This window comes from Streptomyces sp. NPDC056347 (assembly GCF_042262625.1).
Classification (GTDB): domain Bacteria; phylum Actinomycetota; class Actinomycetes; order Streptomycetales; family Streptomycetaceae; genus Streptomyces.
This window is the reverse complement of the sequence record NZ_JBHJQP010000073.1, coordinates 1-23,133: the sequence shown is the minus strand read 5'-3', so window position 1 is coordinate 23,133 and position 23,133 is coordinate 1. Positions and strand designations below refer to the sequence as shown.

General features: G+C 70.1%; 26 protein-coding genes and 1 pseudogene. 14 read left to right on the top strand and 13 right to left on the bottom strand.

Annotated elements, in window-relative coordinates; genetic code table 11:
- The 5 genes from ACFCV8_RS18660 (at position 1) to ACFCV8_RS18640 (ending at position 5,206) form a co-directional block, all read left to right on the top strand.
- Positions 1-1,344 carry a sulfate adenylyltransferase subunit 1 gene (locus ACFCV8_RS18660; RefSeq protein WP_376686449.1) on the top strand — a complete coding sequence of 448 codons (1,344 nt, stop codon included), beginning with the start codon at positions 1-3 and terminating at the stop codon, positions 1,342-1,344.
- Between the two features lie 243 nt (positions 1,345-1,587).
- Positions 1,588-2,700 carry an aliphatic sulfonate ABC transporter substrate-binding protein gene (locus tag ACFCV8_RS18655; RefSeq protein ID WP_376686448.1) on the top strand — a complete coding sequence of 371 codons (1,113 nt, stop codon included), beginning with the start codon at positions 1,588-1,590 and terminating at the stop codon, positions 2,698-2,700.
- Between the two features lie 42 nt (positions 2,701-2,742).
- Positions 2,743-3,534 carry an ABC transporter ATP-binding protein gene (locus ACFCV8_RS18650; protein WP_376686447.1) on the top strand — a complete coding sequence of 264 codons (792 nt, stop codon included), beginning with the start codon at positions 2,743-2,745 and terminating at the stop codon, positions 3,532-3,534.
- Entirely contained in the window at positions 3,521-4,411 is an 891-nt protein-coding gene (locus ACFCV8_RS18645) for an ABC transporter permease (RefSeq protein WP_376686446.1), read from the top strand. Before ACFCV8_RS18650 ends, ACFCV8_RS18645 begins: the two co-directional genes overlap by 14 nt.
- Before the next feature lie 15 nt (positions 4,412-4,426).
- Complete coding sequence (locus tag ACFCV8_RS18640) at positions 4,427-5,206, top strand: sirohydrochlorin chelatase (protein WP_376686445.1); 780 nt, start codon at positions 4,427-4,429, stop codon at positions 5,204-5,206.
- Between the two features lie 34 nt (positions 5,207-5,240).
- Here the strand turns inward: ACFCV8_RS18640 and ACFCV8_RS18635 are convergent, their stop codons facing one another.
- Positions 5,241-5,867: a DsbA family protein gene (locus ACFCV8_RS18635; protein ID WP_376686444.1), complete on the bottom strand. Its 627-nt coding sequence runs from the start codon at positions 5,865-5,867 to the stop codon at positions 5,241-5,243.
- Positions 5,868-5,988: 121 nt separating this feature from the next.
- Here ACFCV8_RS18635 and ACFCV8_RS18630 point away from each other — a divergent pair, with 121 nt between their 5' ends.
- The gene (locus ACFCV8_RS18630; RefSeq protein ID WP_376686443.1) at positions 5,989-7,218 is read left to right on the top strand and encodes a hypothetical protein; all 1,230 of its coding nucleotides are present in this window, start codon (positions 5,989-5,991) and stop codon (positions 7,216-7,218) included.
- A gap of 622 nt (positions 7,219-7,840) precedes the next feature.
- Here ACFCV8_RS18630 and ACFCV8_RS18625 read toward each other — a convergent pair.
- The 4 genes and pseudogenes from ACFCV8_RS18625 to ACFCV8_RS18610 all read right to left on the bottom strand — a co-directional run.
- Positions 7,841-7,954: pseudogene (locus ACFCV8_RS18625) on the bottom strand (IS5/IS1182 family transposase); the annotation flags it as partial.
- A gap of 79 nt (positions 7,955-8,033) precedes the next feature.
- Positions 8,034-8,567: a hypothetical protein gene (locus ACFCV8_RS18620; RefSeq protein WP_376686442.1), complete on the bottom strand. Its 534-nt coding sequence runs from the start codon at positions 8,565-8,567 to the stop codon at positions 8,034-8,036.
- Positions 8,568-8,614: 47 nt separating this feature from the next.
- Positions 8,615-9,211, bottom strand: a complete 597-nt coding sequence (locus ACFCV8_RS18615; RefSeq protein WP_376686441.1) for a matrixin family metalloprotease — start codon at positions 9,209-9,211, stop codon at positions 8,615-8,617.
- Between the two features lie 186 nt (positions 9,212-9,397).
- A complete protein-coding gene (locus ACFCV8_RS18610) occupies positions 9,398-10,510 on the bottom strand; it encodes a hypothetical protein (RefSeq protein WP_376686440.1) in 1,113 nt (370 codons plus the stop codon).
- A 160-nt stretch (positions 10,511-10,670) separates the two neighbouring features.
- Between ACFCV8_RS18610 and ACFCV8_RS18605 the strand changes: the two genes are divergently transcribed.
- A complete protein-coding gene (locus ACFCV8_RS18605; RefSeq protein WP_376686439.1) occupies positions 10,671-11,312 on the top strand; it encodes an RNA polymerase sigma factor in 642 nt (213 codons plus the stop codon).
- On the top strand, positions 11,305-12,318 hold the full coding sequence (locus ACFCV8_RS18600) for a hypothetical protein (RefSeq protein ID WP_376686438.1): 1,014 nt from the start codon (positions 11,305-11,307) through the stop codon (positions 12,316-12,318). Before ACFCV8_RS18605 ends, ACFCV8_RS18600 begins: the two co-directional genes overlap by 8 nt.
- 13 nt (positions 12,319-12,331) lie before the next feature.
- On the opposite strand, the gene ACFCV8_RS18595 is transcribed toward ACFCV8_RS18600, so the two are convergent.
- Positions 12,332-13,651, bottom strand: a complete 1,320-nt coding sequence (locus ACFCV8_RS18595; protein ID WP_376686437.1) for an ABC transporter substrate-binding protein — start codon at positions 13,649-13,651, stop codon at positions 12,332-12,334.
- 33 nt (positions 13,652-13,684) lie between these two features.
- Positions 13,685-14,191: a WD40 repeat domain-containing protein gene (locus ACFCV8_RS18590; protein WP_376686462.1), complete on the bottom strand. Its 507-nt coding sequence runs from the start codon at positions 14,189-14,191 to the stop codon at positions 13,685-13,687.
- A gap of 542 nt (positions 14,192-14,733) precedes the next feature.
- On the opposite strand from ACFCV8_RS18590, the gene ACFCV8_RS18585 reads away from it, so the two are divergent.
- Together ACFCV8_RS18585 and ACFCV8_RS18580 are read left to right on the top strand one after the other, a co-directional pair.
- Positions 14,734-15,822 carry a methyltransferase domain-containing protein gene (locus tag ACFCV8_RS18585; RefSeq protein WP_376686461.1) on the top strand — a complete coding sequence of 363 codons (1,089 nt, stop codon included), beginning with the start codon at positions 14,734-14,736 and terminating at the stop codon, positions 15,820-15,822.
- A 189-nt stretch (positions 15,823-16,011) separates the two neighbouring features.
- Positions 16,012-16,503 carry an alpha/beta fold hydrolase gene (locus ACFCV8_RS18580; RefSeq protein ID WP_376686436.1) on the top strand — a complete coding sequence of 164 codons (492 nt, stop codon included), beginning with the start codon at positions 16,012-16,014 and terminating at the stop codon, positions 16,501-16,503.
- A gap of 10 nt (positions 16,504-16,513) precedes the next feature.
- Here the strand turns inward: ACFCV8_RS18580 and ACFCV8_RS18575 are convergent, their stop codons facing one another.
- Positions 16,514-17,092 (bottom strand): TIGR03086 family metal-binding protein, encoded by a 579-nt coding sequence (locus tag ACFCV8_RS18575; protein ID WP_376686435.1) that lies wholly within the window; start codon positions 17,090-17,092, stop codon positions 16,514-16,516.
- A 240-nt stretch (positions 17,093-17,332) separates the two neighbouring features.
- On the opposite strand from ACFCV8_RS18575, the gene ACFCV8_RS18570 reads away from it, so the two are divergent.
- Positions 17,333-17,731, top strand: a complete 399-nt coding sequence (locus tag ACFCV8_RS18570; protein ID WP_376686434.1) for a peptidase inhibitor family I36 protein — start codon at positions 17,333-17,335, stop codon at positions 17,729-17,731.
- Between the two features lie 86 nt (positions 17,732-17,817).
- Here the strand turns inward: ACFCV8_RS18570 and ACFCV8_RS18565 are convergent, their stop codons facing one another.
- The 3 genes from ACFCV8_RS18565 to ACFCV8_RS18555 form a co-directional block, all read right to left on the bottom strand.
- Positions 17,818-18,054: a hypothetical protein gene (locus tag ACFCV8_RS18565; protein WP_376686433.1), complete on the bottom strand. Its 237-nt coding sequence runs from the start codon at positions 18,052-18,054 to the stop codon at positions 17,818-17,820.
- The gene (locus ACFCV8_RS18560) at positions 18,051-18,269 is read right to left on the bottom strand and encodes a hypothetical protein (protein ID WP_376686432.1); all 219 of its coding nucleotides are present in this window, start codon (positions 18,267-18,269) and stop codon (positions 18,051-18,053) included. Before ACFCV8_RS18560 ends, ACFCV8_RS18565 begins: the two co-directional genes overlap by 4 nt.
- A 113-nt stretch (positions 18,270-18,382) precedes the next feature.
- Positions 18,383-19,591, bottom strand: coding sequence for a helix-turn-helix domain-containing protein (locus ACFCV8_RS18555; RefSeq protein ID WP_376686431.1), 1,209 nt, complete (start codon positions 19,589-19,591; stop codon positions 18,383-18,385).
- A 109-nt stretch (positions 19,592-19,700) separates the two neighbouring features.
- Between ACFCV8_RS18555 and ACFCV8_RS18550 the strand changes: the two genes are divergently transcribed.
- The 3 genes from ACFCV8_RS18550 (at position 19,701) to ACFCV8_RS18540 (ending at position 22,010) form a co-directional block, all read left to right on the top strand.
- A complete protein-coding gene (locus ACFCV8_RS18550; protein WP_376686430.1) occupies positions 19,701-20,234 on the top strand; it encodes a flavoprotein in 534 nt (177 codons plus the stop codon).
- 23 nt (positions 20,235-20,257) lie between these two features.
- A complete protein-coding gene (locus ACFCV8_RS18545) occupies positions 20,258-21,127 on the top strand; it encodes an aldo/keto reductase (protein WP_376686429.1) in 870 nt (289 codons plus the stop codon).
- Positions 21,128-21,218: 91 nt separating this feature from the next.
- The gene (locus tag ACFCV8_RS18540; protein WP_376686460.1) at positions 21,219-22,010 is read left to right on the top strand and encodes an ABC transporter ATP-binding protein; all 792 of its coding nucleotides are present in this window, start codon (positions 21,219-21,221) and stop codon (positions 22,008-22,010) included.
- Between the two features lie 5 nt (positions 22,011-22,015).
- On the opposite strand, the gene ACFCV8_RS18535 is transcribed toward ACFCV8_RS18540, so the two are convergent.
- Together ACFCV8_RS18535 and ACFCV8_RS18530 are read right to left on the bottom strand one after the other, a co-directional pair.
- Entirely contained in the window at positions 22,016-22,483 is a 468-nt protein-coding gene (locus ACFCV8_RS18535) for a DUF4440 domain-containing protein (RefSeq protein ID WP_376686428.1), read from the bottom strand.
- Complete coding sequence (locus tag ACFCV8_RS18530; RefSeq protein ID WP_376686427.1) at positions 22,480-23,040, bottom strand: DUF1697 domain-containing protein; 561 nt, start codon at positions 23,038-23,040, stop codon at positions 22,480-22,482. Before ACFCV8_RS18530 ends, ACFCV8_RS18535 begins: the two co-directional genes overlap by 4 nt.
- Between the last annotated feature and the right edge of the window lie 93 nt (positions 23,041-23,133).

Sequence of the window (23,133 nt, the reverse complement as noted above, 5' to 3'; positions counted from 1 at the left end):
ATGACCACCACGACCGAGCAGTTGTCGGCGACCACTCTGCTGCGCTTCGCCACCGCGGGATCGGTGGACGACGGCAAGTCCACCCTGGTGGGACGCCTGCTGCACGACTCCAAGTCGGTCCTGGCCGACCAGCTGGAGGCCGTCGAGCACGCCTCGCGCAGCCGGGGCCAGGAGGCGCCGGACCTGGCGCTGCTGACCGACGGACTGCGCGCCGAGCGCGAGCAGGGCATCACCATCGACGTCGCCTACCGCTACTTCGCGACCCCGCGCCGCCGCTTCATCCTGGCCGACACCCCCGGGCACGTGCAGTACACCCGGAACATGGTGACGGGCGCCTCGACGGCCGAGCTGGCCGTCGTCCTGGTCGACGCCCGCAACGGCGTCGTCGAGCAGACCCGCCGCCACGCCGCCGTCGCCGCCCTGCTGCGGGTGCCGCACGTGGTGCTGGCGGTCAACAAGATGGACCTGGTCGGGTACGCGGAGCCGGTGTTCGCCGCCATCGCCGAGGAGTTCACCGCGTACGCCGACTCGCTCGGCGTCCCGGAGATCACCGCGATCCCGATCTCCGCGCTGGCCGGTGACAACGTGGTGGAACCGTCCGCGCACATGGACTGGTACGGCGGCCCGACGGTCCTGGAGCACCTGGAGACGGTGCCGGTCAGCCACGACCTGACCGCCTGCCACGCCCGCTTCCCCGTCCAGTACGTGATCCGGCCGCAGACCGCGGAGCACCCCGACTACCGGGGCTACGCGGGCCAGATCGCCGCCGGGGCCTTCCGGGTCGGCGAGCCCGTCACCGTACTGCCGTCCGGGCGTACGTCGACGGTCGTCGCGATCGACGCGCTCGGCGAGAGCGTGGACATCGCCTGGGCGCCCCAGTCGGTGACGCTCCGGCTGGCCGACGACATCGACATCTCGCGCGGGGACCTGATCGCCCCGTCGAACGACGCCCCGCCGACCACCCAGGACGTCGAGGCGACCGTCTGCCACGTCGCCGACGAGCCGCTGCGCGTCGGCCACCGGGTCCTGCTCAAGCACACCACCCGCACGGTCAAGGCGATCGTCAAGGACATCCCCTCGCGGCTCACCCTGGACGATCTCTCCCAGCACCCGGCGCCGGGACAGCTCGTCGCCAACGACATCGGCCGGGTCGTCGTACGCACCGCGGAGCCGCTCGCGCTGGACGCGTACGCGGACTCCCGGCGCACCGGGTCGTTCCTGCTGATCGACCCGGCGGACGGCACCACCCTGTCGGCGGGCATGGCGGGCGCCTCGTTCACCAGCGCGTCCGCCGGGGCCCCGGCGGACGGCACCGACGGCACCGACGCCGCGTGGGACTTCTGATGACCATCGACATCTACTCCACGTTCGCGAAGGAGGGCGGCCGCGTCGGCAGCGGCGCCCTCGGCAGCGGCCAGGGCGGGGTGGCGCGATGTGCGCGATGACGTACGCGCACCGCCTGCGCGCCCACTCGCACCAACCGCACCACCTCCGCAGCAAGTTCAGACGAAGACCTGCCGACCGCCCGGCCGCGTCCCCGTAACCCCGCGGGACGCGAGCACCGGGCCGACGAGAGGAATGCCTCCCGTGTCTGCCCCCCGTTCCACCTCGCGCCGCGCCTTCGCCGCCGTCGCCGCCCTGCCGCTGCTCGCCCTGGCGCTCACCGCCTGCGGCTACGGTTCCGCCGCGAAGGACGACGCCCCGAAGGCGGACGTCACCACCGGCGGCGAGAAGCTCTCTGCGGACACCGTGAAGATCGGCTACTTCCCGAACCTCACCCACGCGACCGCCCTGGTCGGCATCCAGGAAGGCATCATCGCCAAGGAGCTGGGCTCGACCGCGGTCAAGCCGTCGACGTTCAACGCCGGACCGTCCGAGATCGAGGCGCTCAACGCGGGCTCGATCGACATCGGCTTCATCGGCCCCTCCCCGGCCATCAACGGCTTCACCAAGTCCAAGGGCAAGAGCCTGCGCATCATCGGCGGTTCGGCGTCCGGCGGGGTGAAGCTGGTGGTGAACCCCAAGAAGATCAAGACCCTGGACGACCTCAGGGGCAAGAAGATCGCCACCCCGCAGCTCGGCAACACCCAGGACGTGGCCTTCCTCAACTGGATATCCGAGAAGGGCTGGAAGGTCGACGCCAACAGCGGCCGGGGCGACGTCTCGGTCGTCCGCACGGACAACAAGGTGACGCCGGACGCCTACAAGTCCGGTTCCATCGACGGCGCCTGGGCGCCCGAGCCGACCGCGTCCAAGCTGGTCGCCCAGGGCGCGAAGGTCCTGCTGGACGAGTCGACGCTGTGGCCGGACAACAAGTTCGTCATCACCAACATCATCGTGTCGCAGAAGTTCCTGACCGAACACCCGGACGTCGTGGAGGCGGTGCTGCGCGGCACGGTCGACACCAACGCCTGGATCAACGCCAACCCCGACAAGGCGAAGGCGTCCGCGAACGCCGCGCTCAAGAAGCTGTCCGGCAAGGAGCTCCCGGCCGAGGTCCTCGACCCGGCGTGGAAGTCGATCCAGTTCACCGACGACCCGCTGGCCGCCACCCTCGGCACCGAGGCCGAGCACGCCGTGCAGGCAGGTCTCCTGGAGCGGACGGACCTCGGCGGCATCTACGACCTGAAGCCGCTGAACAAGATCCTGAAGGCCGCGGGCAGGCCCGGGGTCGCCGACGCCGGTCTCGGCGTCAAGTAAGCGCGTCCGGTACCCGAAGAGGATTCCCAGGAGGTGACGACCATGGCGACCACCACACTCACCAAGGCCGAGGACCGTACGAGGGCCGGGCACGCCGCCCGTATCGACCACGTCTCGAAGTCCTTCGACGGACCGGAGGGGCGGCAGCTCGTCCTGGACGACATCACACTCGATGTCGCTCCCGGCGAGTTCGTCACCCTCCTGGGCGCCTCCGGGTGCGGAAAGTCGACCCTGCTCAACCTGGTGGCCGGGCTCGACCGCCCGAGCGCCGGGTCGATCGAGACGCCCGGCGGGCGGCCCGCCCTGATGTTCCAGGAGCACGCCCTCTTCCCGTGGCTCACCGCGGGCAAGAACATCGAACTGGCGCTGCGGCTGCGCGGTGTCCCGCGCTCCGAGCGGCGCGCCGAGGCGGAGCGGCTGCTCGAACTCGTGCGGCTCGGCGGGGCGTACGCCAAGCGGGTGCACGAGCTGTCGGGCGGGATGCGGCAGCGGGTGGCGATGGCCCGCGCACTCGCCCAGGACAGTCAACTGCTGTTGATGGACGAGCCGTTCGCCGCGCTGGACGCGATCACCCGGGACGTGCTGCACGACGAGCTGACCCGGATCTGGCGCGAGACGAACCTCTCGGTCCTCTTCGTCACGCACAACGTGCGCGAGGCGGTCCGGCTCGCCGAGCGGGTCGTGCTGCTCTCCTCGCGGCCGGGCCGGGTGGCCCGGGAGTGGACGGTCGGCATCGACCAGCCGCGCCGCATCGAGGACACCGCGGTGGCGGAGCTGTCCGTGGAGATCACCGAACAACTGCGTGGGGAGATCCGCCGACATGGCCAGCACTGAGACCGCCGGCAAGGACACCGCCCAGGACCTGGCGGGCCTGGAGGCGGGACTGGACGCCCTCGACGCCGTACGGGTGAACCGCACCCCGGTCCGCGAGGTGCTGCTGCGCAAGGTGCTGCCGCCCCTCGCGGCGGTGGCCCTGGTCCTCGTGGTCTGGCAGCTGCTGATCTGGGCGCAGGTCACCGACGACTACAAGCTGCCGTCGCCGTCCCAGGTGTGGGGCGAGGTGGCCGATGCCTGGGCGCAGGGCACCCTGCTCGGCTACATCTGGACCAGCGTCTCGCGCGGTCTGCTCGGCTTCCTGCTGGCGCTGGCCATCGGCACCCCGCTGGGGCTGCTGGTGTCGCGCGTCCGGCTGGTCCGGGCCGCGATCGGGCCGGTGCTGTCCGGGCTCCAGTCGCTGCCCTCGGTCGCCTGGGTGCCGCCCGCGGTGATCTGGCTGGGGCTCGACGACCGGATGATGTACGCGGTGATCCTGCTGGGCGCCGTCCCGTCGATCGCCAACGGCCTGGTCGCGGGCGTCGACCAGATCCCGCCGCTGCACCTGCGGGCCGGACGGACGCTCGGCGCGACCGGGATGCGGGGCACCTGGCACATCGTGCTGCCCGCCGCGCTGCCGGGCTATCTGGCGGGCCTGAAGCAGGGCTGGGCGTTCTCCTGGCGGTCGCTGATGGCCGCCGAGATCATCGCCTCCTCGCCCGATCTGGGCGTGGGCCTGGGCCAGTTGCTGGAGCAGGGACGGGAGACCAGCAGCATGTCGATGGTGTTCCTCGCCATCATCCTGATCCTCACCGTCGGCATCGCGATCGACCTGCTGATCTTCAGTCCGCTGGAGCGGTGGGTGCTGCGCGGCCGCGGTCTCCTGGTGAAGAACTAGGGGGACGTGCCGCTCATGACCGCTCCGGTCCTTCTCGTCATCGCCCACGGCAGCCGTGACCCCCGGCACGCGGCGACCGTGCACGCGCTCACCGCGCGGGTACGGTCGCTGCGGCCGGGGCTGCGGGTGGAGACCGGCTTCCTGGACTTCAACGCGCCACCGGTGCCAAGGGTCCTGGAACGGCTGGCCGCCGAGGGGGCGGAATCCGTCGTGGCCCTTCCGCTGCTGCTCACCCGGGCCTTCCACGCCAAGTCCGACATCCCCGCGGTGCTGGGCGAGGCCCGGCGCCGACTGCCCGGACTGCGGGTCCGGCAGGCCGAGGTGCTCGGCCCGTCCCCGCTGCTCAACGCGGCGCTGCAACGACGCCTGCGCGAGGCGGGCCTCGGCCCCGCCGACCGGGCGTCGACCGGTCTCGTCCTGGCCTCGGCGGGCTCCACAGACCCGGAGGCGATCGCAGTGATCGCTGAAATCGCGCGGGAGCTGCGGCACACCGGTTGGTGTTCCGTGCGGCCTGCGTTCGCCTCCGCACCTTCTCCCGGCGGCTTCCCCGGCACCGGGGACGCGGTACGGGCCCTGCGTGCGGAAGGGATGCGCCGGGTGGCGGTGGCGCCGTACGTCATCGCTCCCGGCCGGCTGCCGGACCGGATCGCGGCGGGGGCGTCCGGCGCGGACGTACTGGCCGAAGTCCTCGGACCGGCCCCCGAGTTGGCCCGTCTGCTGCTGGACCGGTACGACGAGGCCCGGCGCGCCGGGGCTCCCGCCCCGGCGGTCCGGGCCGCCGCGCTCGGCGCGTGACCCGGCGGCCCGGTTCAAGCCGGTTCGGCCCGGTTCAGCCCACGTCCAGACCGCCGGTCCGGGTCCGCTTGAGCTCGAAGAAGTCCGCGTGCCCGGCGAGCGTCCGGAAGCTGTCGAAGAATTGCCCTGCCTCCTCGCCACGCGGCGCGGCCCGCAGCACGGGCCCGAACCAGACCGCCCCGTCGACATGGATCGTGGGCGTGCCGACGTAGCCGCCCGCCTCCGGGTCCTTGCCCGCGTCGTGGCTGTGCCGCAGCGCGTCGTCGTACTCCCCCGAGTGCGCGGCGCCGGCGAGCGCGGCGGGCAGCCCCAGCTCGGCGAGGGACTGGGCGATCACCTCGTCGAAGTCCTCGTTCTTCTCCCGGTGGATGCGGGTTCCCATCGCGGTGTACAGATCGCGCAGCACTCCGTCGCCGTGCCCGGCCGCCGCCGCGACGGCGACCCGGACCGGCCCGAGCGAACGGTCCACCAGGTCCCGGTACCACTCGGGCAGTTCATTGCCGATGTTGTGCAGGTACAGGCTCATGACGCGGAAGCGGAGGTCGATGTCGCGGTGCCGCTCCACTTCCAGCATCCAGCGGGAGGTGATCCAGGCGAACGGGCAGGCGGGGTCGAAGTAGAAGTCGACAGTGGTGCGCGGTGTGGTGTCCAGGTTGTCCATGGGTCGAGCGTAGGCAGCGATTGGCAGGTGATCCCGGTCCACTCGCCATCGATTCCGCTGGGCCAATTGTGAAGCCGCGTCCGGGGGCGGTATTCCGGCGGCAGCGGCTACCATCCGCTGAATGTTCAGCATAGAGACTCTGGTGCCGGAGGCCGGGCGTGTCGACGCGGAGGGTCTGCGCGCGTTCGACGCGGACGCGCTGGCGGCCTACGTGGCCGACCCGGCGCATCCGTGGTGGCGCCGCAGGCCCTGTGTGCAGGCGCTGGCCGGGCGGGTGCCGGAGCGCCGTGTCGCCGCGCTGGTCGCTCGTGTCCACGACGCGCAGGACGTGGCGGAGGTACGGATCGCGCTGCTGGAGCTGCTGGCCGACCGGGCGGAGCTGCTGGGCTGGCTCAGACATCCGGACCGGCGGCAGGACACGTCGTACGGCATGCCGGAGGCGATCCTGAAGGCGCGCGGTCTGCTCGGTGACCGTACGGCGGCCGGTGAGCTGGCAACGCTCGCGGCCGAGCCGTGGCCGCGCATGCGGGCGACCGGCGAGGCCGGACTGGACGCGCTGGTCGCCCGGTACGGGGCACGGGCGGTGCTGTCCGACGTCGGTGACGCCCGCCCCGAGGACCGGGTCTTCCGGGTCCGGATGCGGCACCGGGCCGGACAGGACGTCACCGACGCCCTCGCGGACCCCGACCCGTCGGTCGCCCATCTCGCCCAGTCCCTTCTCACCGACCCGGACCGGCTCCGCGCCCGCCTCCGCGGGGCTCCGACCATCGAGGCGAAGCTGTGGGCGGCGTACGCCCTGCACCGTCTGACCGGTGACGCCGCCGAGACCCGCGCGATCCACGCCTCGCTGGGCGGCCCCCGGGTCGAGGTCGCCGGGCTGGACGACGAACTGCGCGCGGCGATCGTCCAGGAGTACGGCCACCACTGCGAGGAGCGGAGCGACCCGCGCTGGCGGGTCGAGGCCATCTGCACCCAGCCGCCCGCGCGCTCGGACGAGGACGTGGAACGGGAGGAGGAGGAACGGCTCGGCCGCGCGACGGCCGCGCTCACCGCGGCGGGCCTCACACCCCGGCCCCCGGTCTCCTGCGGTCACTACCACCGGCAGGGCGGCGGCACGTACCACGTGATCGGCCTGGGTTCCGAGGACAGCGAGGTCCACGTCAGCACCCTGGGCCCCTTCGCGACCTCCCACAGCCCCGAACCCGCCGCCCGCGCCGCCCTGGAGGCGGCCGGCTTCCGCTGGATCACCCCGGAGACCGGCGAGATCCGCGTGACCGGCCTCTGCGTCTACTACTTCGGCGGCCGTCGCCCCCTGGACGTCAGCACCCTGCTCTTCTACTGGCAGGACTAGGTCGACCAGCAATGTGGCGTAGGTGTGCCGCTTGAGCAGGGCGAATTCACCGCCTCTGAGAACACGCACCGAGCCTGGTTCTTGCAGCGGCGCTGCCCGGTGAGCCACAGGAGGGTGTCGTTGGCCACCGTCGTGCCGAGCTTCCGGGCGAGCCGTGACCCGGGCCTGTCGGCCGGAACTTCGGCGACTCGGGCCAGCTGCCCATGCGGCACCGGGGTATATCGGGCATGCGGGCGGGTCCCGGTATCTGCTCGGCGAACGTCACTGCGGGGTCGGCAGCGAGGCACTTGAGCCTTCGTATCAGCAGTGTGACCACGGCAGGCAACCCGCCCAACGGAGCTTCTGCCAGGCGTCATTCGTGCCGACCGTGCACACTGGTCGAGCTCCTCCCATACCTCGGACATTGCGCCGACGGCGTATGAGAACGCGTACGTAGAGCAACTCCGTCCACGCGCCGCTTTACGGACTCAATTTCCACTTCTGACAAACGCAGCAATAGGCGCTGCAAGCCCCCCCCTCGAACTGCACACCCGCACAAACGATCAAACAGGCGCCGCGTCACAAGATCAGCAACAAAGCGCGCGCGTCTGCACTCGACTGGGTGCATTCACGTGTACGGCGGCACCGTGTCGATCGCACACCGGGGCCAGGCCAACTCAGCGCGGGAGCCCAGTTCATCGAGGACCGGGCGGTGCAGCCTGGCTCACACCCCGGCCTTCGACCACTCCGTGAATCGGCCCCTGCATCTGGAGCCCCCGGCCGGATTGCCTGTGCCGACGGCCGTCTCTGACGGAGACCGCCGTCGGCGAAACCTGTTACGGTCCGGCCTGTGAGGTCAATTTCATGCCATCGGCCGCGAGCTCTTTTGGCAACGACTTCCCTGGCCCTGCCGACGGTCCCCCTCGGTATAGATACCGGTTTCCCTGCAGAACGTAGATTCCGTCCCCCCCGGTGATGATGAAATGGTCCGGATTCTCCTTTCCGTCATTCTTGCCGAGATAGAGAAGGTACGTATTGCCGACTTTCATCAAGCGGGACGTGTCGGGTGATTCCACACTCTCTGTGCCGAGTTGTTGCACCTTGATGACCGATCCGGAAATATTTCCCGCCAGGATCTTCGAAATCCTGAGATCAGTCACGGTTATCGGAAATCCGTCACGCTCGGCGGCGCTGGACCCGACCGCACTAGCGAGAACCACCGCCGTACTATCTTTTTGCATACGGCCGAGATCGGTGTAGCGGTTTACCAGCGAGACAGATATCTGCCGCTTCGGCCTGTTCTGCGTCTGCTCTGCAGCGCAACTGCTCGACGAAAGAATCACCAGGGCGGCCGCACCCGCTGCGGCCAACCGAGGGGCATGGCGTGGGGCTCGCGGGGATTTCACGTGTTAGCCGCTCAGTACAGGGCGTTCGCGCCGTTGATGTCGTCCTGGCGCGGTGTCCAGAAGCCGCAGGCGTCATACCAGCCGTCGATCGCCCTGTCCATGATCGAGACCTTGCTACAGCTGGAACCGCTGGCTGCAGCAGTGTGTGCGAGCCCCAAAGCGTGGCCGAGCTCATGAACCATGATGGCCTGGCGCTTCACCGCCCCATAGTGCTGCGTGTAGTAGTCGTTCCACCACGTGACCATAGTGGTGTCCCAGGTTCCGCCACTACAGCTTTGGGTGACCGGGTTCTCCTGGCTCGTGTTGAGCGTGATGCCCACGAACTGCGTTCCCTGCCAGGTCGCTCCGAAGTTGCCGCTGGCGACACGGATGTTCGCCCCGCTGGTGACCTTGTTCATGTTGAACTGTGTGCTGGTCGAGTTCCAGGCTTCCACTGCGTTCGTTGCGGCCGTCGCGTAGCCCGATGTAGTGGTCGCGTCCTGCCACTTGAGCGTTCCGGTGGAGAACTTGCAGCCGAGAGTTCCATATGCGGCCGCCGGCGATGCCGGAATTATGACCACTGCAGAGGTGATGACGAGCGCGGAAAGAATTCTCTTCCAGTGCTTCATGTAAATTCCTCTCAGTTCGGGAGTTCCATCGTTTACAGTGAAAGCATTTGCGATCATCGGGATGAAGTCAACCCCCGATTGGGAAGTTTTCACATTCTTTCAGTGCCTGAGAATAGGCAGGCGTCTCCGCTGGAAATTTGATGCACAGATTAAGGATCTAAATCTGGGAAAATGAAGTGGATTCACTCAGCTCGGCAGCTCGGGCTGCAACGCTGCCGACACCATGTCAAAGATCCCCGAGTAGCCCTCGACCCAACTGCTGTCCGGCAGCCCGGTGCTGGTGGACACGTGAGTGAAAGCCTCCACGCCGACCCAGCCCTGGAATTCACCGGCGTCGTCGATGATCTGCAGCATGGGGCGAGGGTGGGAGTTGTAGGCGTAGCAGGGCTGGCCCTGGGCCAGCGACTGGCACCAGTACTCCTCGGTGTTGCGGCGGCCGCCGCCAATCTCGCCGATGTAGCGGACGCGGTCCTTGTCGGTGCTGGCGCACGAGGTGTTCGGCTGGAGCCAGCCCATACAGGGGCTGCCGGCACACAGCTTCCAGGGATTCGAGACCGCACCGAAGGTCCAGGTCCCGCCCGAACCTTCCCGGCCCACGATCCCCGTCCGTGTGGCCGGGTCCGACGACGACGCCTTGGCCACGACGAAGGCGCCCCGGTACGGCTCTGCGTTGTAGCGCGGGTCGTTGACGAGCTGGCTCATCGTGGCTCGGCTCGCGCGGTCAAGCGAAGCGTTGCTGCCGTAGCCGACACCGAAATTGGCGTGTGCGGAGAAGACTCCCGGGGCCGGGATCGCCACGTCGGTTCCGTAAGCGCCGTAGAACGTGGGGCTTGTGATGCGGGCAGCTCGTCCGGCCGCCAGCCCTGTGGTGACGTTCCAGTATTCGGTGACCGGCTGGGCCAGCGCGGTGCCAGCGGCGTTCTTGGTCCAGGTCACGGCGAGCTGTCCGTTCGGCGTGTAGGCGAAGGTGCCCTGGTAGCCCCCCATCGGGTCGTTGGAAAACCCGTCGACGGTGCGCACGGCACAGGCAGGAACGTCGCCACCGCAGTCCGCAGTCATCGCACTAACCCGCTTCGGCTGCTCCCGCTGGTTCCAGGTCCAGTAGTTCGTTGTCACCGTGCCATCGCTCTGGAAGGCGTAGTACCCGAGCCGCTCCCAGTTCCGGTAGTTGTTCTTCGTTGCCAGGTCCAGGTAGCCGACGGAGACGACCCAGTTCGCCTTGCCGCCGGGTAGCGGCATGACAGCCTGTGCCGGTCCTGCTGTGACCAACATTGCCGCCAGGAGGGCTACGACTGCCACCAGGGCACCTGCCGATCTCGTGACGCCGGCTCTCACCGCGTTGCTCAATCCCAACTCCAATCCTGAGGCGCCCACCGGGCGTGCTCGACGCCTACCTTTACCCGAAGCACTCGAATGAGTTCACGGCTCTTGTGAACTCATTCGAGTGCTCCGGGTAAAGATGAGTGCCCCCACACACCACAGACACGGAGATCGCGTGAACGGCTCGCCTGGCAGACCTGACGACGACGCCTGCGTCATCGCCGATTCCCTGATCCAGCCCGAGCTCTTCGGCGAGCTGTACCATCGCCACGTCCGCGCCATCCGCCGCTACGTGGCGCGCCGATTGGGCGAGGACGCGGCCGACGACATCACCGCTGACACCTTCCTGAGCGCGTTCCGCACCCGCTCCCGCTACGACCTCACCCGCCCGAACGCTCAGCCCTGGCTGTACGGCATAGCCGCCAACCTCATCGGGAAGCAGCGCCGCGCCGAGGTGCGGGCCCTCAGAGCCTTGGCCCGCACCGGCCACGACCCCGTCGCCGACGCCTGGACCGACCGCAGCGACAGTCGCGTTATGGCCCAGGCCATGCAGGTGTCGCTGGCCGGGGCGTTGGCTGCGCTGTCGGCAGGCGACCGGCACGTCCTGCTGTTGGTCGCCTGGGCGGACCTCAACTACCAGGAGGTCGCCGAGGCTCTGTCCATCCCGGTGGGCACGGTGCGATCCCGCCTCAACCGGGCCCGCAGGAAGGTCCGCCTCGCCCTCGGTGGTGTGGACCCCAGGCTCGTACATGATTTTCCGGAGATGGTCGGCAGTGGATGAGATGACGGCGGTACGGCAGTTCCGGGCCCAGGATCCCGTACCCGATGAAGTCCAACTCGCCGCTGGTTACAGCCGGTTGCAGATGGGAATCGCGCGGACTGGGTCGCTCCGGCCCACGCCACCCGCGCGTCGACACCTCGCCATGGTCTGCGCGGTCGCCTCGGTGGTGGCGATGGCGCTGCTGTCCACGCTGGTCCTACGGCACCAGGCCACGTCGCCCGCCGCGCCGGAACCCCGTGCGCAGCGCTGGGTCTACCAAAAGGTGCGCTGGGACACACTGCGGTGCGGGACCGGTGCCAGCACCAACGGATACAGCGAGGTCGGCTCGTTCAACCTGGGCCCCGCCACGCAAACGTGCCGCGTGGAACCAGCGGCGCCAAAGTACAAGGACAAGTGGATCCGCTACGACGGCTCAGCCCTTGCCACGCCCGACGAGAGCACGAGTGACCCGGACGACGTGGACGTTTGGAAAGGGAACTACCAGGCCGGCTGGGAGATGCTTCCGCCCGAGGGCTCCGACGATCTGGTAACCCGCCTGCCTGCGGACCCCGCCGCTGCCCTGCGTCTGATTCGCACGCGGTCCATCCCCAGCCGTTTCGCTGGCACCCTCCGGCTAACGCAGACCCGGCGCGACTTCGCCGAAGTGGTGGGAGTGCTCTCTGCGCTGCCCGACATCACCAAGGACAAGGCCCGGACACTGTACGACGTCATCATGCGGCTGAAAGGCGTGACCGAGCCTGTCCTGGTGGTCGACGGCATCGGTCGGGACGTTCTCGCCATCGGCGTCGACGGCGAGTTCCGCGACAACTCGGACGAACGCAACAGCATGCAGGTCCTGCTCGACCCCGACTCCTTCGCCTATAGGGGCGTGCGATACGTCGCCGGACTCGACTACTACATTGGCGGCAAGTCTTCTGGAGGCCCCTTCGTACCGAAGGGCACCATCCTGGCCACGGCCACCCGCGTCTCGACGGCACTCGTGGACAAGGCTGGCGAACGCCCCTGATGATGAACCGGATTCAGGAGGAGCGCAGCAGTTCGTCGGCGGCCAAAGCCGCCGCGTCGAGCGCCGCCGCCGGGCTCTTTCGACCGGTCAGCGCCGCCCGGATCTCGGGCGCGAGCAGCGCCATCACCTGCCGCGACGCCGGATGCGGCTCCCCGACGAAAATACTGGCCAGCGCCGCCTGGTACTGCATCGCGTACGGTGAGTCGCTCGGAACGACGACATCGGTACGGGGCGAGAGATAGCCGCTCGCCCACGCCAGGGAACGGATCTGCTCCGGCCGGATCATGAAGGCGAGGAACTTCTGCGTCTCCGCCCGGTGTCGAGACTTTGCGTTGACAACAAGGGCGCCGGGGGCGCCGAACGCGGCCTCCCTGGTGGGGCCCTTGAGCGGTCCGCCCACCAGTACGTTTTCCTTGCCCCAAGTTCGCGCGGCCAGATCGGCGTCGGGCAGGACAACGGAGTACCCCATCGCAGCCCGCTGCCTTCCGAGAGCCTGGTCACCGAGGCGGTTGGTGTTCCTCATCGACGACGCAGGAACCGCACCCTGCCGGAAGAGGTCAGTGAGGAAGGTCAATGCCTCGACCCCCTCCGGGCCGTTGAAAGCGACCCGATTGCCGTCCTCAGCGAAGACCCGGCCGCCGGCCTGCCAGAGCAGAGGATAGAAGTTGAGGTTCAGGGAGGCGTCGTCGGAGGCGGAGTAGTCGAGGAGAGCAATGCCCTTGCTGTGCAGCTTGGGCGCGGCCGCCTTGATCTCGTCCCAGGTGGTAGGGGGGGTCGTGACACCGGCCTCGGACAGCAGACGCTTGTTGTAGATCGTGGTCGTCACGGTCTGATAGATCGGCGCACCGTAGATCCGACCGTTCTCCGTCACCGCGTCCAGGGCAGCGGACAGGAACCTGTCCTCGTTACCCTTCAGCGCCGCATCCACAGGGACGATCGCCCTCCGGGAGGCGAACCGAGGAATCTGGTCCGGCATCAGAAGGACAGCATCCGGTCCGTTGTCGCCCGCGAGGGCCTCGGCGACCCTTCGGTCCCGGCCTGCCCACGGCAACCGCTCGACGGTGAGACGGACACCGGGCGACACCTTCTCAAAGTCCTCCTCAATTCCATTCCAATACGCCTCGCCCGCCTGGGGGTCGATGATCACCGGATACATCCAGACGGTGAGGTCAACCGGCGCGGGACCCCGTTCGTAGCCGCATTGGGCGAGCAGTAGAGCGAGCACGAGTCCCACGCAGGCGGCGACCGATCCGAGGCCGCCGGACATCCGGGGGCAGTGCCCCACCGTGCAACAAGAGCCGTCGGTGACTTCGGGCGAGTCATTGCTGATCACGTTTCCCCCAGTAGCCTTCGGTGCAAGCCCCACTCACGTAGCGTGAGCCTCTGACCGGGATAATGTCATGCTGACGATTCGAGCTACGGAGTCGCGTCGCCCGCCGCAGCCGCCCCGCTCCCCAGCGGGTCCTGCAGGCCCGCCGGCGAGGGCTCGGGCACTTGCGGGTCCGAGAGCCCCAGGCTTCGACGTAGTCGCATGACGCCCGGTTTGTACTGCCAGCCCCACCCACCGTCCCCGACCTGGCCGGTGGGAGCGAGTCGTCAGCGTCCTGCGCCACTGAACGCAGTTCACCAGCTCAGCCAGGTTCAGGCAGCCGGGCCAAGGCCTGCGGCGAGCTGGGGTCTCCATGTTCCACACCCGAAGTGAGCCGCTCCCGCTGATAGTTGCGAGGCGTTTCCCGTCCTCACTGAACGCCATACTCAGAAGGAAGCCGTCTTCACTGCCGACGACGAGGCCCACCCCGTCCCGGCTGAACGCCACAGAAGTGACCACGCTCCCACGGCCTTTCAGCAACGGACCGGGGATCCCGGAGCCCATGCCCCACAGCCGCACGGCACCGTCAGATCCGCCGACCGCGAGAGCCTCATCGCGTCCGACGATTGCCACGGCGTTTGCACTTTCGCCGCCGCTCCACCGAATCGGGCCGGGTTTCCTGGAATCCACATTCCACAGTTCTGCACGGTCGCCAATTTCCTGGAGGAAAGCCAGGTACTCAGTGCAACATCGACCTGGCCAAGTGGTGACACTCCGTGAGCAGCTCTTACGTTCAGGACTTCGACGTCTTGCCTGCTCAGGGGCGGCCTGGTGGGCGAGGTGGGCCGATTGGCCGTCAGGGGCGGCCTTCACCGCGCCGCCCCTCGATCGCGTGCGGTCGGCAACGGCGGGCGACGGCCTGATGTTCTCGGCGCCGGACGGACCGGTTCAAGGCGTGAGCGCGGGGCCGGCGCCGAAGGGGAAGCGGAGCACCTTCCCATGGCCGGCCGCCCGGCGGTACCAGGTGCGGGGCGCTTGACCCTCACGTGGCGTGATGCCGCATAGTCGCCGACGTGGAAGAGCACGAGCACCTGACCGTTGGACGGGTGGCCGAGCTGGCCGCCGTCAGCGTCCGCACCCTGCACCACTACGACGAGATCGGCCTCGTCCGGCCGTCCGCGCGGACCAACGCCGGGTACCGGACCTACTCGGCCGGCGACGTGGAGCGCCTGCGGGAGGTGCTCGCATTCCGGCGGCTGGGCTTCGGGTTGCGCGAGATCGCGGATCTGGTGGACGACCCGGCCACCGACGCGGTCGCGCGCCTACGTCGGCTGCGTGGCCTGCTGCTGGAACAGCGGGACCGCAGTGCCGCCATGGTGACGGCCATCGACAGGGAACTGGAGGAACGGGCAATGGGGATCAAGTCAGCGCCCGAGGACCAATTGAGAGTGTTCGGCGCGCAGTTGTACGACACCATCGGGTCCGCCTACCCGGCGACCCGGCGCACCGAGCCTCGAATCGCCGCACGGATCCGGGAAGCGCTCGGGGACGCACGGACGGTGCTGAACGTCGGGGCCGGCACCGGCTCCTACGAGCCCCCGGACCGCGAGGTCACGGCAGTGGAGCCGTCGGCGGTGATGCGGGCGCAGCGCCCCGCGGGAGCGGCGCCGTGCGTGGCCGCGAGTGCGGAATGCCTGCCGTTCGCCGACCGGTCCTTCGATGCCGCGATGGCGGTCAGCACCGTTCACCACTGGCCGGACCCGATCGCCGGGCTGCGCGAAATGCGGCGGGTGGCGAGGCGCGTGGTGGTCTTCACGTACGACGCCAGTACGACCGGCTGGCTCCAGCGGTTCTGGCTCACCCGCGACTACCTGCCCGAGTTCGCCGGCCTTCTCACCGACTGGCCTTCACTGGCCGACATGACCCGCGCCATCGGGGGCCGCGCGGAGCCGGTGCTCATCCCGTGGGACTGCGCCGACGGGTTCTTCGAGGCCCACTGGCGCCGGCCCGAGGCGTACCTCGACGAACAGGTGCGCCGTGCAGTGTCGGTATGGACCCGGGTCGGCCCGGAGGCCGAGCAGCGGGCGGTGAACATGCTCCGCGCCGACCTCGCCTCGGGCCGGTGGACCGAGCGTAACCGCGACCTCGTCGCCCTCGACGCGGCCGAGCTCGGTCTGCGCCTGCTCGTCGCCTGACCGTCACGCTCGAGAACGCCACCAGGAGCCGAATCGACCGGATTCAGCGTCCATATCCGCAGGTCACCACTCCCTTTCACTCAACTCCATCACGTCGCTGACCAGTTGGAGCAGCACGGCCTCACCGTCGGCAACCCGCCGCGACGATCGACGCCGACCATCGGTGTCGACCGTCGGTGTCGACCGTCGGTGACGATCGCCACGCACGGTGCCCGGCCTTGCCCGCGACCGTTCCGACTGCGGTTCGGGCACCTCGGCTTCAACCAGGTCGACACGCTTCCCGAGCGACTGCTCGCGGGCCGCTACCGGACCGTCGTCGACCGGTCCGTCGACCGGCTCACCGTCACCCCCGGGGCCGCCGACGAGCAGAGCCGGGAGATCTGCGCCCGCGCCCACGACTCCGTCGACGCGATCCGCGCGGTGGCGGGCCGGTACCGGACACCGCGCGGGGACATCCGGGTCGCGGCCGGCTTCCCCCCGCTGACCGTGCCGGTCCTGGTGCCCGGCGGGCGCTGTCCGCCACTCGCCCGCGCCCCGGACGAGCACCGGGCGGCCGGCATCCGGTTCGCCGGGATCCCCGGCGCCGGTCACTTCCTCTCAAAGGAGCAGCCCCTGCTGCTGAGCCGGGAGCTGATCGGCTTGTTCACGGGCCGGACGGACCCGCCGCGCCGGCCCTCGTGAAGCTCCCGGATCACGACCACTTCGGGTCGCGGCCGCTGTGGGCCAGGGCGCGCTCGAAGTCCGACGCCGGACCGGGGACGTCCACCTCGTCGGCGAAACCTTCGTACTGCCGGTACAGCGCGGCGGTGCCGTCGACGACTTCGAGCAGATAGGCGGCGGCCCCGTCGGTCAGCCGGAACTCCTCGCCGACGACCCGGGCCACGTCCCAGCCGTGCAGGGCGGTCTCCTCGATGAGCATCGCGGCGACGTCGCCGGCCGGGGACGTGGAGTTCCCCAGGTCGATCTCGCCCTCCCAGACCGCCGGGTCCGCCCAGGCGGCGACCGCCCGCTCCAGTTGCGCCGCGTACTGCTCCGCCCAGTCGGCGTCGGCGGTGAAGTCCCGCTCGACGAGCTCCTCCGGCAGTTCCTTGCCCAGGGCCCGGTGCTCCAGGCCGTGGGACGTGTACAGCACCCAGTGGTTGACGAGCTTCCGCAGGTCCCAGTCGCCGCAGGGCGTGCGGGGCGCGTCGAGCCGGTCGGCGCGGACGGAGCGGGCGATACGGGCCGCCTCGGCGGCGATTTCGGTCATGTGAGCGTGCTCGGTCTTCATGCCGGAACCCTACGGCCGCCCCCACGCCCGGCAATTGAAGAAAGGCGACACCGCCCGGAGCCGCGGCTCCGCCGGCCGGCACCCGCGTGGGCACACTCCAGAACGCGCGGGCGCGCGCCCGACACGCACCAGCACCCCTTCACGCCCTGACCTGCCCTGATCACCGTGAGCTACGTTCAGGACACCAGTTGATCGCGGAGGGCGCCGCCACGGCGTCCACGAGTCGGACAGGAGCACCCGATGGAAAACGTAAGGGGCAGGCGGCCGAAACTCCTCGCCGGAGCAGCAGCGGCGGCGGCCCTCGCCGCCTTCGTCGTGCCGTCCTCGGCGTCCGCCGCACCCGATGCCTGGCAGTGCACCCCCGGCACGTTCTGCGCCTACAGCGGGGCCAACGGCAGCGGCCAGGTCTGCGGGTGGACGTACGAGGACCCCGACTGGACCAACGGTTCGAGCAGGTGCAAGTGGGTCACGAAAACGCGGGTGAGGTCCGTGTACAACGCGGGCACGACGGGGAAGTCGGTGTCCGCGTACACCGGGACGAAGAACACCGGAACGAAGGTGTTCTGCCTCGGCGCGGGGAAGAAGATGAATCTGAGCGGTTCCGGAACATATCTGCGCTCCCACACGTGGAAGTGCTGACCTGCCCGGTGTTCCGGCGCTGACGCGGGCCCGGCCCTGCGCGGTCCCGCACCGGGTGGTGCGGGACCGGGGCGGGGTCCGTACGGTCAGGAGGGCTCGGGGGTGCGTGGGTCCGAGGTGGTGAAGCGGTGGCGGAGGGCGGCCCGGGACCTGTCCCGGGGGTGGCAGTCCGGTGAGTTCGGCGGGTGGGCGTGCATGTCGGGCCGGGCGCCGGACATCGAGTCACCGAGCGGCAGCGTCACGGACGCCCCCGTGATGACGCGGTCGCAGTCGACGCAGACGAGCACCGGCGGGCCGTCCGAAGGGCGCCGTGCGGCCGTCACGACGCGAGTCCCGCTTCACGGACGGCGCAGGCGGCGGTGTCCGAGCAGGCCCGGGGGAACCAGCTGTACGCGGCACCCGCGGCCGGGCGGGTCCGCTGTTCCCCGAGATCGGTGTCGGTGCCGATGGTCAGGGCGGTCCGGCACCAGACGCAGGACCATCCGCGCTGCTGCTGCTCCGTCAGTTGGCTGGCCGACGGAAGGTTCCTCACGCTCATGACGCCCCCGGCTCCTCGCTGGTCTGATGGGATCAAGAGTCCCAGCGCACGAGGGCCGCAACGCTCACATTTCTGTGAGCGGCCGCAGGGGTTTCCGGCCGGGCGGGCGGGTCTCAAAGTCCGATCCAGGCAGTCATGTTGACCAGTTGGTCCGAGGTGCGACGGCTGGTGTGGAGAAGCCCGGACACGGTCTCCCGGGTGCGGGGGTGGTAGCGGGTCTGCTCCGGGGCGGTGCGGCGGGCGGCGAGGAGGTGGCGCAGGGAAGCGTCCAGGTGTCCGGTCTCCATCTCGACGACCGCACGGTCCACGAGGAACCGGGCCCGTCGCGAAGTCAGCGTGGAGGGCGGGAGTTTCACGGCACGGGCCTGGCGCAGCGCGGCGTCGAAATCGCGCATCGTGATGGCGGCGCCGATCTCGTGCAGGTTCACGTTCATGCGGCCGAAGCTCAGCCAGTGGACATCACCCGCCTCGCCACCGACCCGGTCGGCCAGCTCCCGGGCGGCCGCGATGTGCTGTGCCACGGCGCCGCCGTCCCCGGCCCTGGCCGCCATCTCGGAGGCGCCGAGGTGCAACTGGCCCGACACGGCGAGTCCTTCGCGCGACGTCTGCCCGCCGACGAGTGCCTGCCCCGCCTCGACCAGGCGCCTGCCGAGGTCCTGCTCCGACTCCGCGTGGCTCAGCGCCCGCCGGTACTGGCGGATCGCGGCGAGGCAGGGGTCGGAGCCGCGGTCCGCGGCCCACCCCATGCGGTCGAGCGCGGTGATGGCGAGGTCGGTGAAGCCGAGCTTGGCGGCGATGTCATGGGCGGTGCGGTACGCCGAGGCCAGGGCGCGCCAGGCCTCGGTGCCCGGTGCGGTGTGCACGGTGAGGGTCAGGTCGTCGATGACGCCGGGGAGGGCGAGGGCCGCCTTCCTGAGGTACGTCGCGCGGACCTCCTGGCAGAGGCGGTCGGCGTCGCGTACCAGCTCGGCCACGGCACGGGTGGGGTGGTGGCCGTCGGGGGCGAGGTCGTACAGGGCGAGGCTCTCCCTGATCGGGCGCACCAGCGCGGCGAGCCTGCCCTGTTGTGTTTCGGTCACGTGCGGTGGCCCCGTGAGGAGTGCGATGTCGACGCCCAGGCCGCGGGCGACGGCAGCGGTGAACTCGGCCGTCGCCACCCGGGCCCCGCACTCGACCTGGTTGAGCAGGCTGTAGGAGTACGGGATGCGGGCGGCCAGCTGGCGTTGGCTGAGCCGGGCGAGCTTCCGCTGCTCCTTGATGCGTTCGCCCGTGCTGCAGTCGTCCGGTGCGGGCAAACCGGCCCCCTCGCGTTCCTGGTTCATCGCCCGGAAACGTACCCGCGCGGCCTGCCGCGGGATTCGCGAAGCGGCCCGAAGCCAACCGGATTGAGGAAAATTGGCCGGTCCCGCCCCGGCGCGATGGGATGGCGCTATGAAGACTCTCTACCTGCTCGGTTCCGCCGCTCCGCCCGTCCTCGACATCGCCACGGTCATCGAGAAGGCCCAGGTCCGCGGCTATGACGTGTGTCTGGGCCTCACTCCGTCGGCGGCCCGGTGGCTGGCGCCGCGGTTGACGGAACTGGAGCGGCTGACCGGGCACCCGGTGCGGTCCGCGTACAAGTCGCCGGGTGCGCAGGACGTATGGCCCCCGGCGGATGTGGTGCTGTTCGCACCGGCCACCTTCAACTCGGTCAACTCCTGGGCGCTGGGCCTCACATCGAGCTTTGTGGTGGGTTTCGCGGCCGAGGCGATCGGCAAGGGCATCCCGCTCGTCGCGATGCCCTGTGTCAACTCCGCGTACGCGCGTCACCGGGCGTTCGACCGGAGTGTGGCCGAGCTGAGGGAGATGGGCGTCACCGTGCTGTACGGCCCCGGCGGATTCGAGCCGAACCGGCCGGGCGAGCGCCGCCCCGGCGGGTTCCCCTGGCAGCTCGCGCTCGACGCGGTGGACGCGCTGGCCTCGTAGTCCCGGGGTCATAGGATGGTGGGATGACTTCTGTGCCCGGTTCCCCCGAAGAGACCTTCCTGCTCGGCGGCGAGCTGCCCGTACGGCGGCTCGGCTACGGCACGGCCCAGCTGACCGGGGCCGGGTACTGGGGCCCGCGCGGTGAACGGGGCGCCGCTGTGGCGGTGCTGCGGGCGGCCGTGGAGCAGGGCGTCACCCTGATCGACACCGCGGACAACTACGGCCCCGGGCTGGCCGAGGAGCTGGTCGCGGAGGCCCTGCACCCCTACCGCGAGGAGCTGGTGATCGCGACGAAGGGCGGTGTGGTCCGCACCGGCGACAGCGCCTGGCACATCGAGGGCCGCCCGGAGCGGCTGCGGGCGATGTGCGAGGCCAGCCTGCGGCGGCTGCGGACGGACCGGATCGACCTCTACCAGCTGCACCGGCTGGACCCGGAGGTGCCGATGGCGGAGCAGCTGGGCGCCCTGGACGAGCTGAGGCAGGAGGGTAAGATCCGGCACATCGGCCTGGACACCCTGACCGCCGAGCAGCTGGAGCAGGCGCTCTCCCTGACCGGGATCGCCTCTGTGCAGAACCGCTTCAATCTCCTGGACCGTTCGTCGGAGGCGGTACTGAAGGTGTGCGAGGCCCGTGGTCTCGCGTTTCTGCCGTGGTTCCCGCTGGGCAACGGTGCGCTGACCGGTGATGCCGCGGCCGCGCTCCGCGCCGTCGCCGACCGGCACGGCGCCACCCGCGGGCAGATCGCCCTCGCCTGGCTGCTGCACCGCTCCCCCGTACTGTGCCCGACCCCGGGCACCGGTTCGCCCGCCCATCTCGCGGAGAACCTGGGGGCGCGGGAGATCCGGCTGTCGGGCGAGGACCTGAGCGGCCTGGAGGAGCTCGTACCCCTATGAGAAGAAGGAGCACCCGGCCGTGACCACGCCCGACACCACCACGTTCCCCGCCCCAGCCCCCGCTCCCGCCGCCGTTCCTTTCGCCGGAGCGGTGCCGGTGATCCGGGCCGACGGGGTCCAGCTGGTCCGCGACGGCAAGGTGCTCCTCGACTCGGTCTCGCTGACCGTGCGCAGCGGTGAGCACTGGGCGCTGCTCGGCGCCAACGGGGCCGGGAAAAGCACCCTGCTGGGGCTGCTCGGCGCGTTGAAGCACCCCACCCGGGGTTCGGTGGAAGTGCTGGGGCGCACCCTCGGCCGGGTCGATCTGCGGGAGCTGCGCTCGCTTCTCGGACATGTCGATCCGCGCCATCCGCTGCGCTCGCCGCTGTCGGTGCACGAGGTGGTGCTCACCGGCCTGACGAATTCGATCGAGCCGGTGCCGCGCCGGTCGGTGGACCGGGAGCAGCGGGAGCGGGCGGAGCGGTTGCTGGAGATGCTCGGGATGGGCGGCAAGTCGGGGTCGCGCTGGCCCGCGCTGTCGCAGGGCGAGCGGGGCCGTACGCTCATCGCCCGTGCGCTGATGCCCAGGCCCCGGCTGCTGCTGCTCGACGAGCCGGCCACCGGTCTCGATCTCGCCGCGCGCGAGCAGTTGCTCGACAGTCTGGACATGCTGCGGGAGGAGCACCCGGAGCTGGCGACGGTGCTGGTCACCCACCATCTGGAGGAGCTGCCCGCCTCCACCACGCACGCGATGCTGCTGCGGGGCGGCCGGTGCGTGGCCTCGGGCCCGGTGGACGGGGTGCTGACCACGGAGCAAGTCAGCGACTGCTTCGGGCATCCGGTGCGGATCTCCCGTACGGACGGCCGGTGGGCGGCTCGGGCGCAGCGCGTTTCCCGGCGCTGAGCCGTTCAGTCCGCGTCGGCGGTGCCGGTGCTGTCGCCGTCGCCCTTGTCGGTGCCGGTGCTGTCGCCCTTGTCGGTGCCGGTGCCGGTGTCGCCGTCGGTGTCGGCCGTAGTGGTGAACGGGGTGGCCTGGTTGTAGTAGAGCACCCAGCCCGTGCCGGTCAGCCGCCACACCGAGCTGCGGTGGGCGAGGCGGCCCTTGGTCTCGGTGTCGTAGGTGAGGTGGACGATGTCGTCGGCGAGCTGGATGCCGTTCATCCGGGAGGCGGTGAGCGGGCCGGGGCGCGGGGCGTCCGCGGCGGTGAGGGAGGCGATCATTGTGTCGCGGTCCCAGATCCGGCCGGTGTAGTCGATCTCCCGGTAGTTCGGGTGCAGCAGCAGGGCGAGGAGTTCGGCGGAGGCGCGTACGGCCGGGTCCAGGAGGCGCAGCTCGCCCTCGACCGCCGCGGCCACGCCGGGGGACGGCTCGGTCATGCGGGGGCTCCTGCCGTGGTCATCTCGACCAGTCTGGCCACGGTGTTCCAGTTGCGCGAGGTGGCGACGACGCCCTTGGTGACGGAGGAGCGGGACAGCGCGTCCGCGAGCTTCGAGCGGCCCAGTCCGTCGGGGGCGTAGAGGTAGAGGGCGCGGTCGCCGAGGGCGAACGCCTCGGGAAGGTGGGCCGCCGGGTCGATCCCGGCGAAGCGGGCGGCGTCGACCGGCTGGTCGTAGTACGTGATGTGCAGTTGCTTTCCTTCGAGTTCGGCGGCCGGGAAGGGGCAGGCCGTCGCGACAGCCGCCAGGTAGGCGCCGTCCCGGACCAAGCAGGGTACGGCGAAGCCGAAGTGCCGCTCGATGGCCCGTTCCAGCTCGGCGGCGAGGGCGTTCTCGTCGTCCGACGCGCTGCTGAAGACGGCGTTGCCGCTCTGCAGGTGGGTACGGACGTCCTCGTGTCCCAGTCCGGTGAGCACGCTCCGGAGTTCGGCCATCGGGACCCGTTTGTGGCCGCTCACATTGATCCCGCGCAACAGCGCCGCGTACATCGTCGTCATGGACACACCCTAGGACGGTCCGTACGCGCGGCGCGGCCGCCGCGCCCCGTGGGGGAGGGCGCGGCGGCCGCTGTTCTCCGTGGTGCCCGGGCG